At 63.8% G+C, this 16,381-nt stretch carries 18 protein-coding genes; 9 read left to right on the forward strand and 9 right to left on the reverse strand.

What is annotated here, in order from left to right:
* Nucleotides 1-336: 336 nt before the first annotated feature.
* Nucleotides 337-1,536 carry a tyrosine--tRNA ligase gene (gene tyrS, locus AC0Z2B_RS29315; protein ID WP_476301361.1) on the reverse strand — a complete coding sequence of 400 codons (1,200 nt, stop codon included), beginning with the start codon at nucleotides 1,534-1,536 and terminating at the stop codon, nucleotides 337-339.
* A gap of 212 nt (nucleotides 1,537-1,748) precedes the next feature.
* On the opposite strand from tyrS, the gene AC0Z2B_RS29320 reads away from it, so the two are divergent.
* Together AC0Z2B_RS29320 and AC0Z2B_RS29325 are read left to right on the forward strand one after the other, a co-directional pair.
* The gene (locus AC0Z2B_RS29320) at nucleotides 1,749-3,191 is read left to right on the forward strand and encodes an OapA family protein (protein ID WP_476301364.1); all 1,443 of its coding nucleotides are present in this window, start codon (nucleotides 1,749-1,751) and stop codon (nucleotides 3,189-3,191) included.
* A 3-nt stretch (nucleotides 3,192-3,194) separates the two neighbouring features.
* Nucleotides 3,195-4,286, forward strand: a complete 1,092-nt coding sequence (locus AC0Z2B_RS29325) for an anhydro-N-acetylmuramic acid kinase (RefSeq protein WP_476301365.1) — start codon at nucleotides 3,195-3,197, stop codon at nucleotides 4,284-4,286.
* A 58-nt stretch (nucleotides 4,287-4,344) separates the two neighbouring features.
* On the opposite strand, the gene erpA is transcribed toward AC0Z2B_RS29325, so the two are convergent.
* Nucleotides 4,345-4,695 carry an iron-sulfur cluster insertion protein ErpA gene (gene erpA, locus AC0Z2B_RS29330; protein ID WP_416427135.1) on the reverse strand — a complete coding sequence of 117 codons (351 nt, stop codon included), beginning with the start codon at nucleotides 4,693-4,695 and terminating at the stop codon, nucleotides 4,345-4,347.
* Nucleotides 4,696-4,797: 102 nt separating this feature from the next.
* Nucleotides 4,798-5,832, reverse strand: coding sequence for an N-acetyl-gamma-glutamyl-phosphate reductase (gene argC / locus AC0Z2B_RS29335; protein WP_416427136.1), 1,035 nt, complete (start codon nucleotides 5,830-5,832; stop codon nucleotides 4,798-4,800).
* 139 nt (nucleotides 5,833-5,971) lie between these two features.
* Between argC and hemJ the strand changes: the two genes are divergently transcribed.
* The 6 genes from hemJ (at nucleotide 5,972) to coq7 (ending at nucleotide 10,245) form a co-directional block, all read left to right on the forward strand.
* Nucleotides 5,972-6,397, forward strand: a complete 426-nt coding sequence (gene hemJ, locus AC0Z2B_RS29340; RefSeq protein WP_416427137.1) for a protoporphyrinogen oxidase HemJ — start codon at nucleotides 5,972-5,974, stop codon at nucleotides 6,395-6,397.
* A gap of 29 nt (nucleotides 6,398-6,426) precedes the next feature.
* Nucleotides 6,427-7,386 (forward strand): nitronate monooxygenase, encoded by a 960-nt coding sequence (locus AC0Z2B_RS29345; protein ID WP_473004655.1) that lies wholly within the window; start codon nucleotides 6,427-6,429, stop codon nucleotides 7,384-7,386.
* 33 nt (nucleotides 7,387-7,419) lie between these two features.
* Nucleotides 7,420-8,211 (forward strand): DUF805 domain-containing protein, encoded by a 792-nt coding sequence (locus tag AC0Z2B_RS29350; protein WP_476301368.1) that lies wholly within the window; start codon nucleotides 7,420-7,422, stop codon nucleotides 8,209-8,211.
* Between the two features lie 113 nt (nucleotides 8,212-8,324).
* Nucleotides 8,325-9,098 carry an SDR family NAD(P)-dependent oxidoreductase gene (locus tag AC0Z2B_RS29355; protein ID WP_416427140.1) on the forward strand — a complete coding sequence of 258 codons (774 nt, stop codon included), beginning with the start codon at nucleotides 8,325-8,327 and terminating at the stop codon, nucleotides 9,096-9,098.
* Nucleotides 9,099-9,143: 45 nt separating this feature from the next.
* On the forward strand, nucleotides 9,144-9,482 hold the full coding sequence (locus AC0Z2B_RS29360) for a histidine triad nucleotide-binding protein (protein ID WP_027980374.1): 339 nt from the start codon (nucleotides 9,144-9,146) through the stop codon (nucleotides 9,480-9,482).
* A 115-nt stretch (nucleotides 9,483-9,597) separates the two neighbouring features.
* Nucleotides 9,598-10,245, forward strand: a complete 648-nt coding sequence (gene coq7 / locus AC0Z2B_RS29365; protein ID WP_416427141.1) for a 2-polyprenyl-3-methyl-6-methoxy-1,4-benzoquinone monooxygenase — start codon at nucleotides 9,598-9,600, stop codon at nucleotides 10,243-10,245.
* A 94-nt stretch (nucleotides 10,246-10,339) separates the two neighbouring features.
* On the opposite strand, the gene AC0Z2B_RS29370 is transcribed toward coq7, so the two are convergent.
* Nucleotides 10,340-10,762: an OsmC family protein gene (locus tag AC0Z2B_RS29370; protein WP_416427142.1), complete on the reverse strand. Its 423-nt coding sequence runs from the start codon at nucleotides 10,760-10,762 to the stop codon at nucleotides 10,340-10,342.
* 209 nt (nucleotides 10,763-10,971) lie between these two features.
* On the opposite strand from AC0Z2B_RS29370, the gene crp reads away from it, so the two are divergent.
* The gene (gene crp, locus AC0Z2B_RS29375; RefSeq protein WP_416427143.1) at nucleotides 10,972-11,610 is read left to right on the forward strand and encodes a cAMP-activated global transcriptional regulator CRP; all 639 of its coding nucleotides are present in this window, start codon (nucleotides 10,972-10,974) and stop codon (nucleotides 11,608-11,610) included.
* Here crp and AC0Z2B_RS29380 read toward each other — a convergent pair.
* The 5 genes from AC0Z2B_RS29380 to trpE all read right to left on the reverse strand — a co-directional run bounded on the left by AC0Z2B_RS29380 (nucleotide 11,607) and on the right by trpE (nucleotide 16,375).
* A complete protein-coding gene (locus AC0Z2B_RS29380) occupies nucleotides 11,607-12,311 on the reverse strand; it encodes a lipoate--protein ligase family protein (protein ID WP_476301370.1) in 705 nt (234 codons plus the stop codon). The two genes, crp and AC0Z2B_RS29380, sit on opposite strands and share 4 nt — an antisense overlap.
* 103 nt (nucleotides 12,312-12,414) lie before the next feature.
* On the reverse strand, nucleotides 12,415-13,218 hold the full coding sequence (gene trpC / locus AC0Z2B_RS29385; RefSeq protein WP_416427145.1) for an indole-3-glycerol phosphate synthase TrpC: 804 nt from the start codon (nucleotides 13,216-13,218) through the stop codon (nucleotides 12,415-12,417).
* A complete protein-coding gene (gene trpD / locus AC0Z2B_RS29390) occupies nucleotides 13,215-14,264 on the reverse strand; it encodes an anthranilate phosphoribosyltransferase (protein ID WP_473004661.1) in 1,050 nt (349 codons plus the stop codon). The genes trpC and trpD overlap by 4 nt, the downstream gene beginning before the upstream one ends.
* A gap of 9 nt (nucleotides 14,265-14,273) precedes the next feature.
* The gene (locus AC0Z2B_RS29395) at nucleotides 14,274-14,873 is read right to left on the reverse strand and encodes an aminodeoxychorismate/anthranilate synthase component II (protein WP_416427147.1); all 600 of its coding nucleotides are present in this window, start codon (nucleotides 14,871-14,873) and stop codon (nucleotides 14,274-14,276) included.
* Between the two features lie 11 nt (nucleotides 14,874-14,884).
* Nucleotides 14,885-16,375 carry an anthranilate synthase component I gene (gene trpE, locus AC0Z2B_RS29400; protein ID WP_476301373.1) on the reverse strand — a complete coding sequence of 497 codons (1,491 nt, stop codon included), beginning with the start codon at nucleotides 16,373-16,375 and terminating at the stop codon, nucleotides 14,885-14,887.
* Nucleotides 16,376-16,381 lie beyond the last annotated feature (6 nt).

A 16,381-nucleotide genomic window follows, 5' to 3' on the forward strand; every position in this document is an offset into this window, starting at 1 on the left:
AGTTTTTCAGAGAATCTCTAACAACTTCAACCACTTGGCTCGCTTCGATCTCTCGTTAGCGGGAGGCGAATTCTACAGCAACTTGCGTTGCTGTCAACTGCCTTTTTCACCGCTTTCGACGTTAAGACCGAAACCTTTCGGAGTCGCTTACTTCGGTTAACTCGTTGAAACTCAAGGAGTTTTCCGTTTCGCTTGCGCCGGAAGTGGGGCGGATTATAGAGAGATTCGAAGGGAGGTCAAGCGTTTATTTCAGAAATGTTTCAGCGTGGCTTTCGAGGCCGCCAAAAAGCAAAAAGGCGGGCCTGCCGGCCCGCCTTCTATATAGCTACGCAGCAATCAGCCCTGCTTGAGGGTAATCCGTGCGAAAGCCTTCTTGCCAGCCTGGCAGACATGCGTCGCTCCCAGTGCGAAGACAAACCCACGATCAACCACTTCGCCATCGATACGCACACTACCCGCCGACAGCAGGTCGCGGGCGGCCGCCGAGTTCTTCACCAGGCCAGCCTGGTTGAGGATCGCGGCGATAGGCATGTCTTCACCACCCGTGAGCTCCACCTCTGGCAGATCTTCCGGCAGCTCACCATCCTTCATGCGGTTGCCCGCACCACGGTGCGCGTTGGCAGCGGCTTCTTCGCCATGGAAACGGGCGACGATCTCTTCGGCCAGCTTGATCTTGATATCGCGCGGGTTGGCACCGGCCTCGACCTCGGCCTTGAAGCCATTGATCTCATCCATGGAGCGGAAGCTCAGCAGCTCGAAGTAACGCCACATCAGCGCATCCGGGATGGACACCAGCTTGCTGTACATAACGCCCGGCGCTTCCTGGATACCGACGTAGTTGCCCAGCGACTTGGACATCTTCTTCACACCGTCCAGGCCTTCGAGCAGCGGCATGGTCACGATGTTCTGGGCTTCCTGGCCGTAGGCGCGCTGCAGTTCACGCCCCATCAGCAGGTTGAACTTCTGGTCGGTGCCGCCCAGCTCGACGTCTGCCTTCAGGGCAACCGAGTCGTAGCCCTGCACCAGCGGGTAGAGGAACTCGTGGATGGCGATGGACTGGTTGGACTTGTAGCGCTTGTCGAAGTCATCGCGCTCGAGCATCCGCGCCACGGTGTACTGGGACGACAGGCGAATGAAGTCCGCCGGGCTCATGGCGTCCATCCAGGTGGAGTTGAACGCCACCTCGGTCTTGGCCGGATCGAGGATCTTGAACACCTGGGCCTTGTAGGTCTCGGCGTTGGCCAGCACCTGCTCGCGAGTCAGCGGCGGGCGCGTGGCGCTCTTGCCACTCGGGTCGCCGATCAGGCCGGTGAAATCCCCGATCAGGAAGATCACGTGGTGCCCCAGCTCCTGGAACTGGCGCAGCTTATTAATAAGCACCGTGTGCCCCAGGTGCAGGTCAGGCGCCGTCGGGTCGAAACCAGCCTTGATACGCAGCGGCTGCCCGCGCTTGAGCTTCTCGACCAGTTCGGCCTCGACCAACACCTCTTCCGCACCACGCTTGATCAGCGCTAGCTGCTCTTCAACCGACTTCATAACCTACCCGCAAGGCTTGGATTCAAATGGAGCCAACGATACAAGATCAGACACCAATTACAAGTTTTTGACTTGCGTGTGACCCCAGGGGCGGGTCGAGGCGTCTGCGAGCTTGCTTTGGCAAGGATTTGGTTATATTTTATACAGTTATTTCATCTTTATCATGTCATTCATCTTTTCCATTTCATCTTTTTTCAAAGTCAAAATTACCTATGACCAGCGAACCGCCTAAAGCGCCTCCGCTTTATCCGAAGAGCCACCTGCTGGCTGCAAGCGGCATCGCCGCCCTGCTCAGCCTAGCCATGCTGATATTTCCCTCCAGCGAAGTGGAAGCCAAGCGCAACTCCACGCCGCTGGAGCTGGAGACCCCAGCCGACCAGCTCAAGCAGGCGCAGAAAGACGCGCCAGCCACCGACCTTGGCGAAGAACAGGCCGCGCCAGCGCCCTTCGCGCACATAGACAACGAAGACGACCAGGACCAGGACACCGCGCAAGACACCCAGGACAAACCGGAACCGGTGGCCAGCGCCGCCGACGACGCGCCCAAGAAGGGCCCGAACCACCGCGAAGTCACCGTGCGCAAGGGCGATACCCTGTCCAAGCTGTTCGACGAAGCCGGCCTGCCCGCCTCCGCCGCCCAGGAAGTCATGGCCAGCGACAAGCAGGCCAAGCAGTTCGCCCAGCTCAAGAACGGCCAGGTGCTGGAGTTCGAGATCGGCCCGGACGGCCAGCTCGCCAGCCTGCACACCAAGCTCAGCAACACCGAGACCATCCGCCTGGTGCGCGGCGCCAAGGGCTTCGCCTTCAACCGCGACGTGATCAAGCCCGTCATGCGCGAGGCCTACGCCCACGGCGTGATCAAGAACTCGCTGTCGCTGTCCGGCCAGCGCGCCGGCCTGTCGCACAACCAGGTCATGGACCTGGTGCGCATCTTCAACTACGACGTGGACTTCGCCCAGGATATCCGCCAGGGCGACGTGTTCGACGTGATGTACGAGCAGAAGGTGCTGAACGGCAAGGTGATCGGCACCGGCAATATCCTCGCCGCGCGCTTCAGCAACCGTGGCAAGACCTACACCGCGGTGCGCTACACCAACAAGCAAGGCACCACCAACTACTACAGCGCCGAGGGCAACAGCCTGCGCAAGGCCTTCGTGCGCTCGCCGGTGGACTTCGCCCGTATCAGCTCGCGCTTCTCGGTGGGCCGCTTCCACCCCATCCTCAACAAGATCCGCGCGCACCAGGGCGTGGACTACGCCGCCCCGCGCGGCACGCCAATCAAGGCTACGGGCGACGGCAAGGTCGAACTGGCCGGGCGCCGCGGCGGCTACGGCAACACCGTGATCATCGAACACGGCAAGACCTACAAGACGCTGTACGCGCACATGCAGGGCTTCGCCAAGGGCATCCACGCAGGCTCGGTAGTGAAACAGGGCCAGGTCATCGGCTACATCGGCACCACCGGCCTGTCCACCGGCCCGCACGTGCATTACGAGTTCCAGGTGAACGGCGTGCACGTCGACCCGCTGGGGCAGAAGCTGCCCATGGCCGACCCGATTGCGCGCAACGAGAAGAGCCGCTTCATGCAAATCTCGCAGCCCCTGATCGCCCACATGGACCAGGAGAAATCCACCATGGTCGCGAGCAAGAAGTAAATCATGGCCCTTTATATCGGCGTGATGTCCGGCACCAGCCTCGATGGGCTGGATATTGCGCTGGTTGAGCAAGGCGCCAGCGTGCGCCTGGTGGCCAGCCTGTACCTGCCTATGCCCAGCGGGCTGCGCGGCGACCTGCTGGCCCTGTGCGCCAGCGGCCCGGACGAGATAGCCCGGGCCGCCCTGGCAGAGAACCAGTGGGCGACCCTGGCCGCGGAAGGCATCCATACCCTCTTGCAACAACAGCACCTCACCCCCGCGGATATCCGTGCCATCGGCAGCCACGGCCAGACCGTGCGCCACGAACCGGCACGCGGTTTCACCGTGCAGATCGGCAACCCGGCGCTGCTGGCCGAGTTGACCGGCATCACCACCGTCGGCGACTTCCGCCGCCGTGACGTGGCCGCGGGTGGCCAGGGCGCGCCGTTGGTGCCCGCCTTCCACGATGCCATCTTCGCCAGCCAGGGCCGGCACCTGGCCGTGCTCAACGTAGGTGGTTTCAGCAACCTGAGCCTGATCGAGGCCGACAAGCCGGTCAGCGGTTTCGACTGCGGCCCCGGCAACGTGCTGCTCGACGCCTGGATCAACGCCCGGCAGGGCCTGGACTACGACCGCGACGGCGCCTGGGCTGCCAGCGGCAGCGTGCACCCGGCGCTGTTGGCCGAGCTGCTCAGCGACCCGTTCTTCGCTGGCACCGGCCCGAAGAGCACCGGCCGCGAGGTATTCAACCTGCCCTGGTTGCAGGCACACCTGGCGAAGGTGAGCGACGTGGCCGATGCCGATGTGCAGGCGACCCTGCTGGAATTGACCGCCCGCACCATCGTCGACTCCCTGCGCCACGCCCAGCCTCACACCGACGAGCTGCTGGTGTGCGGCGGCGGCGCCCACAACCGCGCGCTGATGCAGCGCCTGGCGCAGTTGCTGCCCAACACCCGCGTCGACAGCACCGGTAGCCACGGCGTGGACCCGGACTGGGTAGAAGCCATGGCATTCGCCTGGCTGGCCCATTGCTGCCTGGAAGGGATTCCCACCAACCGCCCCAGCGTCACCGGCGCCCGTGGGCTGCGCGTGCTTGGGGCCATCTACCCCGCCTGAATGCCAGACAGCAAAACGCCGCGTATGAACGCGGCGTCTGGCCTTGCCCTGCAGGTGATCAGATCGAGAACGACTGACCGCAACCGCAAGTGGTAGAGGCATTAGGGTTGTTGATAACGAAACGCGAACCCTCCAGGCCTTCCTGGTAATCCACTTCAGCACCTGCCAGGTACTGGAAGCTCATTGGGTCGACCACCAGGCTCACGCCTTCGCGCTCTACAATGGTGTCATCCTCGGCCACATCTTCATCGAAGGTGAAGCCGTACTGGAAGCCCGAGCAACCGCCACCGGTCACGAAAACCCGCAGTTTCAGACGCTCATTGCCTTCTTCGTCGACCAGGCTCTTCACCTTGTGCGCAGCACCGTGGGTGAATTGCAAAGCCGTGGGTGTGAAGGATTCGACGCTCATGCTGACTCTCTCCCGGCGTAAGCCGCCATAAAACGTAATGGCGGCATTATCCGCTTCTCCTAGAAAAAGGGTCAACAATTGTGCGCTGACCGGCTTTGGGGCTTACGGCAGCATGCCGGCGTGGGACAGGCCCAGGCGCTCGTCGAGGCCGAAGAGGATGTTCAGGTTCTGCACGGCCTGGCCCGACGCGCCCTTGACCAGATTGTCGATGACCGACAGTACCACCACCAGGTCACCGCCTTGTGGGCGATGAACGGCGATGCGGCAGACGTTGGCGCCACGCACGCTGCGGGTTTCCGGGTGGCTGCCGGCCGGCATGACGTCGACGAACGGTTCATCGGCATAACGCTTCTCGAACAGCGCCTGCAGGTCCACGGCCTTATCCACCACGGTTGCGTAGAGGGTGGAATGGATGCCACGGATCATCGGCGTCAGGTGCGGCACGAAGGTCAGGCCCACGTCGCCACCGGCGGCGCGGCGCAGGCCCTGGGTGATTTCCGGCAGGTGACGGTGGCCCTTCACCGAATAGGCCTTCATGCTTTCGCCGGCCTCGCAGAACAGCGAGCCCACGGCAGCGCCACGGCCAGCGCCGCTGACACCGGACTTGCAGTCGGCGATCAGGCGCGAGGCATCGGCCAAGCCAGCTTCCAGCAGCGGCAGGAAGCCCAGCTGGGTGGCGGTCGGGTAGCAGCCAGGCACGGCGATCAGGCGGGCGTTGCGGATCTGCTCGCGGTTTACTTCCGGCAGGCCGTAGACGGCGTCTTTCAGCAGTTCAGGCGCGCCATGGGGCTGGCCGTACCACTTGGCCCACTCTTCGGCGTCCTGCAGGCGGAAGTCCGCCGACAGGTCGATGACCTTGGTGCCCGCGGCCAGCAGCTCGCCCGCCAGGGAGTGCGCGACGCCGTGCGGGGTGGCGAAGAACACCACGTCGCAGGCGCCCAGGGTCTTGGTGTCCGGCACGCTGAAGGCCAGGCCATCGTAGTGGCCGCGCAGGTTGGGGTACATGTCCGCCACGGGTACGCCCGCCTCGGAGCGCGAGGTGATGACGGCGACTTCCGCCTGCGGATGCGACGCCAACAGACGCAGCAGCTCGACCCCGGTGTAACCCGTGCCGCCGACAATACCGACCTTGACCATATACCTGCCCCTTTCAACGAACCGACTAGGAAACCGCTGATAATACGGGGCCAGAGCATCTGCTAACAACCGTTGAGGTGACGTGCGGCAGCCTGGGGCACTACTATCGGCGCTACCGTGAACCTGGAAACTTCAAAAAATGCTCTATCTATGGATCAAAGCCCTGCACATCATCAGCATGGTCTGCTGGTTTGCCGGCCTGTTCTACCTGCCGCGCCTGTTCGTCTACCACGCCAGCAGCGAGGACGAGCCCAGCAAGCAACGCTTCATGGTCATGGAGCGCAAGCTGTACCGCGGCATCATGGGCCCTTCGATGATCGCCACCCTGGTGTTCGGCGCCTGGCTGCTCTATCTGCTCCCCGGCTATTTGAGCCAGGGCTGGTTGCACGCCAAACTGACCTTCGTGTTCCTGCTGATTGGCTACCATCATATGTGCGGCGCCCAGGTGAAACGCTTTGCCCGTGGCGAAAACACCCGCAGCCATGTCTTTTATCGCTGGTTCAACGAAGTTCCCGTGCTGTTTTTGCTGGCTATCGTAATTCTGGTGGTGGTGAAACCGTTCTAGGATCAACCCAACCCACAAGAGAAACCATCATGTCGCTGCCCCCATCGCTGGACCAACGCCTGCGCCTGCCCGTGGTGGCGGCACCGATGTTTCTCATCTCCAACCCGCAACTGGTGCTGGCCTGCTGCCGCAACGGCGTGGTCGGCAGCTTTCCCGCGCTGAACCAGCGTGACAGCGCAGGCTTCAAGGCCTGGCTGGTCGAGATCGAGGCCGGCCTGGCGGCGCTGGACAAGCCGGCGCCCTATGCCGTCAACCTCATCGTGCACAACAGTAACCCCCGCCTGGAAGCCGACCTGGCGATCTGCATCGAACACAAGGTGCCGATTGTCATCACCAGCCTGGGCGCGGTGAAGGAAGTGGTGGATGCCGTGCACAGTTATGGCGGCCTGGTCTTTCACGACGTCACTACCCGGCGCCACGCCGAGAAAGCCGCCCAGGCCGGCGTCGATGGCCTGATTGCCGTGGCCGCCGGCGCCGGTGGCCATGCCGGCACCTGGAGCCCATTCGCGCTGGTGGCCGAAATACGCCAGTTCTTCGACAAGACCCTGCTGCTGGCCGGCTGTATCAACCATGGCCGCGAGATTCTTGCCGCGCAGCTGCTGGGCGCCGACCTGGCGTACCTGGGCACGCGTTTTATCGCCTGCCAGGAAAGCCACGCACCTGCGGCCTATAAAGACATGCTGCTGGCAGCCCATGCCGCCGATATCATCCACACCCCGGCGGTGTCCGGGGTGCCGGCCAGTTTCATGCGCAAGAGCCTGGAAGATGCCGGTTTCGACCTGGCCACCCTCGCCGCCGCCGGCGCACAAGCCAAACTCAAGCCCATCGATGACGAGGCCAAGGCGTGGAAGACCATCTGGTCCGCCGGCCAGGGTGTCGGCGAGATCGACGACATACCCAGCGCCGACGAGCTGATCGAGCGCCTCGACAACGAATACCGCAAGGCGCTGGTACGGGCCTGCCGCTTGCCCGACCACTGGCCGCGCTGAACCGGCCGCCACTTTCACGACAAGGATGCCAGCATGACAACACTGTTCAAGATCGTCTTCGAAGGCAGCACGCTGCCGGGGGTCGCCCTGGAAACTGCCAAGGCCAACCTGGCCGAGCTGTTCCGTAGCGATCTGTTGGCCGTGGAAAAGCTGTTTACCGGGCGCAAGGTGGCGCTCAAGCGCAACCTGTCCCAGGAGACCGCCGAGAAGTATCTGGATGCGTTGCACCGGGCCGGCGTCGAGGCGCGCCTGGAAGAAGAGGCGCCGGTTGAGTTGAGCCTGGAAGAGGTCGAGCCTTCCCCCGCTCCACGGCCATTTTCGCCCTACGCACCGCCACAATCGGACGTCGCCCCCACCGTGGCTATCTATGGCCCGCTCAAAGTGATGACCGTGCAGGGCCGTATAGGCCGGCTGCGCTACCTGGCCTGGTCGATGGTGCTGGGCTTTACCTTCTGCGCAATCTTCGCCGTTTGCCTGCTGCTGAGCCTCGCATCGAAGCCGCTGGGGATCGGCGTAGGCGCCGTTGCCGTCGCGGCATTCCTGACCATTAGCGTACAGATCGGCGTACAACGCATGCACGATGCCGGCTGGAGCGGCTGGTGGTGGCTGGTGACGTTCGTGCCTTTTGTCGGCAGCTTATTCCCCTTCGTTATCATGGCCGTGCCGGGTCACGCCGGGGTCAATCAATATGGCCCACCCGCCCCACCCGATAGCAAGGCTGTGAAAGTAATGGCCGTGCTGGCATTGATATTCATGGCGATAGGGCTGCTGGGAATACTGCTTGGCGACTTCGCCTCGTTGGCTCGCCTGGCCCACCCCCTTTAACGAACTCGGCACAACCGCGCGGCGCACGGTAGACTAGCGCCCCTGAGTAGACGCCCCCGTGCGCCCCGCCTCATCGACGAGCCGGGGCCGGGGGCGTTCGTATGGAGATTTGCATGACCCGTTACGCCTTGATCACCGGCGCCTCCCGAGGGCTGGGCCTGGCGCTGGCCGAGGCCCTGGCCCGGCGCGGCCGCAACCTGATCCTGGTAGCCCGCCAGCGCGACCCCCTGGAAGCGGTGGCCATCGAGCTGACCCAACGTTTTGGCGTGGAAGTACTGTTCCGTGCCTGCGACTTGAGCGAACCCCTGCGCCTGTCCGGCCTGCTGATGGAACTTGAGGAAAGCGGCCGCCACATTGATCTGCTGGTGAACTGCGCCGGGCTGCGCTCCTACGGGCATTTCCTGGCCCAGGACTGGATGCAGGAGCAAGACCTGATCGAGGTCAACATCCTCGCCCTGGCGCGCCTGTGCCATGTGGTCGGCAACGCCATGGCGGTGCACGGCGGCGGGCAGATCCTCAACGTCGCCTCCCTGGCCGCCTTCCAGCCTGGCCCGTGGATGAGCAGCTACGCGGCCAGCAAGGCCTACGTGCTGAGTTTCTCCGAAGGCCTGCGCGAAGAGTTGCGCCAGTCGGGGGTGAAGGTCTCGGTGCTGTGCCCTGGCCCGGTGCGCTCGTCGCAACGGGTGATAGAACGCCTGAACAACAGCCAACGCGTGCTCAGCCCGGAGGAAGTGGCGCTGTTCACCGTGCGCGCCCTGGCCCGCAACCGGGCGGTGATCATACCCGGGCGGCGCAACCGCCTGCTCACCTACGGCGCCCGCCTGGGCTCGCGCTGGCTGGTGCGCAAGATCGCCGGCGCCATCAACCTCGCCTACCGCCCACGTTGAGCATTGAGTACACTCGAGCCCGACGTCAAACATGGAGCAACCGTTGTGGATACTCTGTTCACCAAGATCATCAACAGAGAAATACCCGCGAAAATCATCTACGAGGATGACCAGGTACTGGCCTTCCACGATATCGCACCCCAGGCACCGGTCCATTTCCTGGTGATCCCGAAGAAGCCGATCCGCACCCTCAACGACCTCACCGAGGAAGACAAGGGCCTGGCTGGTCACATTCTGTTCACCGCCCAGCGCCTGGCCAAGGAACTGGGCTGCGAGGAAGGCTTCCGCGTGGTCATGAACTGCAATGAATTGGGCGGCCAGACGGTCTACCACATTCACATGCATGTGCTGGGGCAGCGCCAGATGCACTGGCCGCCGGGCTGATCGCCGTGTGGCCGCTGCCCCGGGCAGCGGCCACAGGATTGTGTTGACGTGCCGCAGGCTCTGGCACGGTATTTTGAGTTAAACTGCACCCCGTGATTCTATCCGGAGGTGCCCAATGGCTACCGAACGTCACTACTCCCCCCTCGACCGACTGCTGCTGCAGGCCGACACGGCCATGCGCACGCTGCTGCCTTTCAGCGGCCAGCCGTCGCGGCCGTCCCCGGCCATTGTCCAGCCGGACCCCAAGCTCAGTGATGACGAAACCCGCCATGTGGCCGGCCTGATGCGCATCAACCACACCGGTGAAGTGTGTGCGCAGGCGTTGTACCAGGGGCAGGCGCTGACCGCCAAGCTGCCGCAGGTGCGCAAGGCCATGGAACATGCCGCCGAGGAAGAAGTGGATCACCTGGCCTGGTGCGAGCAACGCATCCGCCAGTTGGGCAGCCACCCCAGCGTGCTCAACCCGTTGTTCTACGGCATGTCGTTCGGCATAGGTGCGGTGGCTGGGCTGATCAGCGACCGTGTCAGCCTGGGCTTCGTTGCCGCCACTGAACACCAGGTGTGCAAACACCTGGATGAACACCTGGAACAACTGCCCGTGGAAGACGAGAAGTCACGCGCCATCCTCGAACAGATGCGCGTGGATGAAGAGCAGCACGCCGATTCGGCGCTGGACGCCGGCGGGTTCCGCTTCCCGGCGCCGGTCAGGTTCGGCATGAGCCTGGTGGCCAAGGTCATGACCAAGAGCACCTACCGCATCTAACATCGTAGCCGCTGCCGCCAGGCTGCGCTGGCCCTCATCTACGCACAGGGGCCAGCGCAGCCTGGCGGCAGCGGCTACAAGCGTGCGGTGCTAATCAACCCAGCTCGACGATCTCGTAGTCGTGGGTGATTTCCACCCCGGCACGGCCCAGCATGATCGAGGCCGAGCAGTATTTCTCAGCCGACAGTTCCACCGCCCGCTTCACCTGGGCTTCCTTCAGGCCGCGGCCTTTGACCACGAAATGCAGGTGGATCTTGGTGAATACCTTGGGGTCCTCGGTGGCCCGCTCGGCTTCCAGGAAGGCTTCGCAGCTTTCCACCGGCTGACGCGACTTCTTCAGGATGCTGACCACGTCGAAATTGCTGCAGCCACCCAGGCCCAGCAACAGCATCTCCATGGGGCGCACGCCCAGGTTGCGACCGCCGCTCTCGGGCGGGCCGTCCATCACTACCACATGACCGCTGCCCGACTCGCCAAGAAACATGGCTTCGCCTGCCCACTGGATACGTGCCTTCATCACCAGGACTCCACTGTAAAAAAGGCCGCCAGCTTAGCACAGCAGTTTGCATAAGCCCTGTAGCCCAGCCGTTGCCTGCCGATAAGGTGGTTAGTAAATTGCCTGATACAAACTTGCGTGTCTGATAAGCTGGCGCCAAATCACTGGCGCTTACGCCAGCACTCCTTACCGTTCACTTGCCGTAGACAGTCTTGCCCCGGGATTCAGCCATGGTTGCGCTCACGCGTCCGATCCAGAACATCGATAAACTCTTGGCTCATTGCCAGCGCCGCCGCTATGGCGCCAAGAGCAATATCATCTGCGCCGGCGACCAGTCCGAAACCTTGTCCTACATCATCAAGGGCTCGGTGACGATTCTGATCGAGGACGACGACGGCCGCGAAATGATCATTGCCTACCTCAACGCCGGCGACTTCTTCGGCGAGCTGGGGCTGTTCGAGTCGCCCAACCACGGGCCGCTGCGCAGCGCCTGGGTGCGGGCCAAGACCGAATGCGAAGTAGCGGAAATCAGCTACGGCAGGTTCCGCGAAGTGGCGGTGCAGCATCCCGATATCATGTTCGCCCTGGGCTGCCAGATGGCCCAGCGCCTGCGCGACACCACGCGCAAGGTCGGCGACCTGGCGTTCTTCGACGTCACAGGCCGGGTGGCGCGCTGCCTGCTGGAACTGTGCAAGCAACCCGACGCCATGACCCACCCCGACGGGATGCAGATCAAGATCACCCGCCAGGAGATCGGCCGTATCGTCGGTTGCTCGCGAGAAATGGTCGGGCGGGTGCTCAAGGACCTCGAAGAGCGCAACCTGGTGAACGTGAAGGGCAAGACCATGGTGGTCTTCGGCACACGCTAGGGCTTGGCGCGAATTTCGGCCAGCAACTGGCCATAGGCCTGGGCCAGGTCGGCCAGCAACTGCGGCGCCGGATAGTGTTCGTGCAAGGCCACATGGCTTTGCGGGTCACACCGCTGGGGCAGTTCACACGCCTGGTTGAAGCCATTCACCGCCGCCACCATCGGCTCGCGCTGGTTGTCCATCAGCATGGCGCCGTGCACCAGTACCACCGGCCGCGTGCCGCTCAGGCCTTGGCGCCAACGCTGCGCCGTGCCCACCCATTTGCGTCCGGCAATATTGACGTTGTAGCGACCATCGCAGAACGCCCCCGCCACCTCGCCCACCGACGCCTGCCCGCCCAACGCCGTGACGGCGTCGCACAGCGGCTGGCACAGGCGCTGATAAGCGGTTTCGATGCGGTGTTGGTCGCCTTCGCTGCGCGGTGCCACGTACACCAGCGCGACATTGATGGTGGCCGGCGATTGCGGCACCGGCTCGCCGCCGGTTTCACGCAGCAGCACCGGCCAACCAGCTGCGGCCGATGCCGCGCAGGCGGCATCGAACGCCGGCAGGCGGTTCATACGCCGGGGCATGACCAGGGTTTGATCGGTGGACTGCCAGAACAGCAGGCCATCAGGCTGCTCGCCGCGGCACACGGCGGCAAGCAGGTCCTGTTCGGCCTGCAGGCCCGCCTGGGTGTCGATTCGCAGAGGGTGTTGCATGAGACCTCCGTAGCAGCGGCCGCGAGGCCGCGTCATGGGCCGCGCGATACATGACATCGTCCTGGCACCCCGACGCGGCCTGGCGGCCGCTGCTACGGGCGGGTCAAGACTGGAAGAACAGCCGTTGCAGCTCTTCGCCAGGATGCTCGGCGCGCATGAACGCCTCGCCCACCAGGAACGAATACACCTCGTTGATTTCCATCAGCTCCACGTCGGCGCGGTTGAGGATGCCGCTTTCGGTCACCACCAAGCGCTCACGCGGGATCAGCGGCAGCAGGTCGAGGGTGTTTTCCAGGCTGACTTCGAAGTTGTGCAGGTTGCGGTTGTTCACCCCCAACAGCGGCGACTTCAAGTGCTTGAGCGCACGCTCCAGCTCCTCGGCGTTGTGCACTTCCACCAGCACGTCCAGGCCAACGCCAAAGGCGACGGACTCCAGCTCGGCCATCTTCGCGTCGTCCAGCGCCGCGACGATCAGCAGGATGCAGTCGGCGCCCAGCGCGCGGGATTCGACGATCTGGTACGGGTCGACCATGAAATCCTTGCGGATCACCGGCAGGCTGCAGGCCGCACGGGCCTGCTGCAGGTAGGCGTCGGCGCCCTGGAAGTAATCGATGTCGGTGAGCACGGACAGGCAGGTGGCGCCGCCCTTCTCGTAGCTCTGGGCGATTTCGGCGGGCACGAAGTGCTCACGGATGACGCCCTTGCTCGGCGAGGCCTTCTTGATTTCGGCGATGACTGCCGGCTTCTTGGTCGCCGCCTGGTCGATCAGCGCCTTGGCAAAGCCACGCGGTGCATCGGCGGCAGCAGCCAGGCGCTCCAGTTCGGCATAGCTGACACGCTGCAGGCGTTCGGCAACTTCCTGGGCCTTGCGCGCCAGAATCTTCTCCAGAACTGTCGGCACACTCATCCTTCATTCTCCTGCTTGAATACCGCGGTAAAGGCGCCCAGCTCGTCGAGCTTCTCGCGGGCCAGCCCGGTGTGCAGCGCATCGTGGGCCAGGGCCACGCCTTCCTTCAAGGAAGACGCGTGGTCGGCGGCATACAGGGCAGCGCCAGCGTTGAGTACGATCATTTCAGCGGCTTTCTGGCCGTTTTCGGTCTTGCGCCGGCCCAAGGCATCGCGGATCAGTTCCAGCGACGCCTGCGGGCTTTCCACGGCCAGGCCGTGCAGGGTCTGGCTCTTTATACCGAGGTCTTCGGGTTCTACCCAATACTCGGTAATTTCGCCATTTTTCAGCTCGGCCACGAAGGTGGGCGCGGCCAGGCTGAACTCGTCCAGCCCGTCCTTGGAATGCACCACCAGCACATGCTTGCTGCCCAGGCGCTGCAGCACCTCAGCCAGCGGCCGGCACAGGGCCTGGCTGAACACGCCGACCACCTGGTGCTTGACGCCCGCCGGGTTGGTCAGCGGCCCGACCATGTTGAACAGGGTGCGCAGGCCCAGGTCGCGGCGCGGCCCGGCAGCGTGCTTCATGGCACCGTGGTGCGCCTGGGCGAACATGAAGCCGATGCCCACACTGTCGATGCAACGTGCAACCTGCACCGGCGTCAGGTTGAGGTACACGCCGGCGGCTTCCAGCAGGTCGGCGCTGCCGCTCTTGCCGGACACCGCGCGGTTGCCGTGCTTGGCCACGGTGCAGCCGGCCGCCGAGATGACAAAGGCCGACGCCGTGGACACGTTGAAGATGTTGGCGCCGTCGCCGCCGGTGCCGACGATGTCGACCACGCCGTCGAGGGTCTTGAGTTCAACCTGGCCTGCCAGCTCGCGCATCACCGAAACGGCACCGACGATCTCGTCGATGCTCTCGCTCTTCATGCGCATGCCCATCAGGAAGGCACCGATCTGTGCGTCGGTGCATTGGCCGGTCATGATCTGGCGCATCACATCGCGCATCTCATCCGTGCTCAGGTCCAGCTGCCCGACGATGCGGTTCAGCGCGCTCTTGATATCCATGATGGTTCCTTAGCCCTGACGGCTGCCGCCGGTCTGCTTGAGAAAGTTGGCGAACAGCTCGTGGCCCTGCTCGGAAAGGATCGACTCGGGGTGGAACTGCACGCCCTCGACGTTCAGCGTCTTGTGGCGCAGGCCCATGATCTCGTCCACGGAGCCGTCGGCGTTGGCGGTCCAGGCGGTCAGTTCCAGGCAGTCAGGCAGGGTTTCGCGCTTCACCACCAGCGAGTGGTAGCGGGTCACGGTCAGCGGGTGGTTCAAGCCTTCGAACACGCCCTTGTCTTCGTGCACCAGCGGGCTGGTCTTGCCGTGCATGGCCACGCGGGCGCGCACCACGTCACCGCCAAAGGCCTGGCCGATGGACTGGTGGCCCAGGCACACGCCCAGGATCGGCAGCTTGCCGGCAAAGTGCAGGATGGCCTCGATGGAGATGCCCGCCTCACTCGGCGTGCACGGCCCCGGGGAGACGACGATGCGCTCGGGGTTCATGGCCTCGATGTCGGCGATGGTCACCTCATCGTTGCGCACCACTTTCACGTCCGCGCCCAGCTCGCCCAGGTACTGCACGACGTTGTAGGTAAAGGAGTCGTAATTGTCGATCATCAGCAACATGGTCTGCTTCCTCAGGCGTCTTTCGGGGAGGTTTGTTCGGCCAGCGCTACAGCGCGGAACATCGCGCGGCGCTTGTTCAGGGTTTCCTCCCACTCCAGGGCCGGCACCGAGTCGGCGACGATACCCGCCCCCGCCTGCACGTGCAGTTCACCGCCCTTGATAACGGCCGTGCGAATGGCGATGGCCGTGTCCATGTTGCCGTTCCAGGCAAAGTACCCCACCGCGCCGCCGTACACGCCGCGTTTCACCGGTTCCAGCTCGTCGATGATCTCCATGGCGCGAATCTTCGGCGCCCCGGACAGAGTGCCCGCCGGCAGGATGGCGCGCAGGGCGTCCATCGCGGTCAGGCCGCTTTTCAGTTGGCCGGTGACGTTCGAGACAATGTGCATCACGTTGGAGTAGCGCTCGATCACCATCTTCTCGGTGAGCTTCACCGAGCCAATCTCGGACACACGCCCGGTATCGTTGCGGCCCAGGTCAATCAGCATCAGGTGCTCGGCCAGCTCTTTCTTGTCACTGAGCAGGTCCTGCTCCAGCGCCAGGTCAGCCTCTTCGGTAGCACCGCGCGGGCGGGTACCGGCAATGGGGCGAACGGTGATTTCGTTGTCTTCCACCCGCACCAGCACTTCCGGCGAACTGCCCACCACGTGGAAGTCGCCGAAGTTGAAGAAGTACATGTAGGGCGTCGGGTTGAAGCAGCGCAGCGCCCGGTACAGGTCGATGGGCGCCGCCTTGAAGGCGATGGACATGCGCTGGGACGGCACCACTTGCATGCAGTCGCCGGCCAGGATGTATTCCTTGATGGTATCGACGCCGCGCTCGAAGTCTTCCTGGGTGAAGCTGGAGCGGAATTCCGGCTCGGCCGCAGGCGGGCGGTCCAGCTCCAGGCCACGGCGCGGGGTGATCGGCTGGCGCAGTTTTTCCATCAGCGCGTCGAGCTGGGCCTGGCCCTGCTCGTAGGCCTCGGCCTGGGCCGGGTCGGCCAGCACGATGGCGTGCATCTTGCCGGCCAGGTTGTCGAACACCACCACGGCGTCGGACACCATCAGCAGGATGTCAGGCACGCCGATAGGATCGGGGTTGGGGCACTTGCCCAGGCGCTTCTCGACGTAGCGCACGCAGTCGTAGCCGAAGTAACCCACCAGGCCGCCATTGAAGCGCGGCAGGCCGGGGATGGTCGGCACGTTGTAGCGGGCCTTGAAGACCTCGACGAAATCCAGCGGGTCCTCGACATGGTCGTGGCGCTCCACCTCGATGCCGTCGCGGGTGATGATTACCTGATGGTCATGCACGCGCAGCACGGTGCGGCACGGCAGGCCGATGATGGAATAGCGGCCCCATTTCTCGCCGCCCTGCACCGACTCCAGCAGGTAGGAGTTGGGCGCATCGGCCAGTTTCAGGTAGATCGACAGCGGGGTATCGAAGTCAGCCAGGGTTTCGCGGGCAAGCGGAATGCGGTTGTAGCCGGCAGCGGCCAAGCGCAGGAATTCTTCGCGGATCATGATCAG

The sequence above is a fragment of the Pseudomonas sp. GYB4201 genome (genome assembly GCF_056312595.1).